The 1,439-nt window shown below is 35.0% G+C and carries 1 protein-coding gene; it reads right to left on the bottom strand.

The genetic code is table 11. The features are described 5' to 3' along the window. A partial coding sequence (locus EM932_RS20620) for a sulfatase (protein WP_135879096.1) occupies positions 1 to 1,403 on the bottom strand: 1,403 nt, incomplete at its 3' end. Between the last annotated feature and the right edge of the window lie 36 nt (positions 1,404 to 1,439).

A 1,439-nucleotide genomic window follows, 5' to 3' on the forward strand; every position in this document is an offset into this window, starting at 1 on the left:
TTGGGATTAGTATAAGGGGTTTGGGCATTCATTTCGTTTAATTCCTTGTCAAGAAGTTCTTTGAGTACATTTACCTTTTCTGGCATTTCACTAGACAAATCATTTTGTTCGTATGGATCTTTATTTAAATCAAATAGCATGTAACCACCTTCTTTATCATTATAAAAACGAATCAGTTTATAACTTCCATCTATTATGGACGAGAATGGACTGGTATTACTTGTGTAATGTGGAAAATGGAATACAAATGGTCGCTTTATTCCTTTGCTCCCTTTTAAAATGGGCAATAAACTTATACCATCTTTATGCTGTTCTGGTTGTAAAGTAATACCTGCCGCATCTAAGAATGTTGGGTAAAAATCCATTCCTATTGCATATTCTTTTGTTACTTGTCCAGCTTTTACAGTTTTTGGCCATTTTATGATAAGAGGTACCCGCATACCAGCTTCAAAAGCGTAACTTTTTCCACCAAGCAAAGGATAATTCGAAGTATTTCGATTCAGCCCCCCGTTATCTGAAGTAAAAATTATCATCGTGTTGTCTTCGATTCCTAATTCTTTTAAAGCATTAACTAACCTTCCTACGCTTTGATCAATCGAATACAACATAGCTGCATATTCTGGATTATCTTGATCTGTAGTTATTTTATCTTTAAAACGTTTAACTAATTCTGGTTTAGCTTGAATTGGGTTATGTACTAAATAATGAGAAAGTACAGTTATAAAAGGTTTCTCTTTATTTTTGCGAATGAATTTTATGCATTCCTCAGTAAGTACGTCTGCTATATATTCACTGTCTTTTATATGATCTAGGCCTACACCAAATGGTTTAAAAGTTTTCCCCCAATGCCCAGAGACACTTGTTGGTACGTGTTTCTTTCTGTAGCCAATAGCTTTCTGAAAACCTCGTTTGTTAGGGGTATAAGCCTTATGTGTCCCACAATGCCATTTACCAAAATAGCTAGTTGCATATCCTGCATTTTGTAACACTTCAGAGAATAACACCTCTGTACTCGGTAACACATGTCTGTGTAGCGCTTCGTAATTTTGATTGTCCGCACCTCCATCTTTAAGTTTGCTTTCATCATACAGGCGATCATCTAATGCTGATTCACCACTAAATACAGTAGTAAACTTTGTTCGTGCTGGGTTTTTACCTGTTAGAATAGCACCTCTTGACGGCGAACATACAGGTGATGAAGAATAGGCATTTGTGAATCGAACTCCTGATTGTGCTAATGCATCAATGTTTGGCGTTTCATAATACTCACTTCCAGAACAGCTCATGTCTTTCCAGCCCATATCATCAATTAATACAAAAACAATATTTGGAGGATTATCTGTTTTTAATGAAGTATTACCTATTAAAATTACAAGCAAAATTAACACAAGATACTGTTTCATGATGACTTTGATTTACTATGATAAACGTGTTCTAAT

The organism is Flavivirga rizhaonensis (assembly GCF_004791695.1).
GTDB classification, from domain to species: domain Bacteria; phylum Bacteroidota; class Bacteroidia; order Flavobacteriales; family Flavobacteriaceae; genus Flavivirga; species Flavivirga rizhaonensis.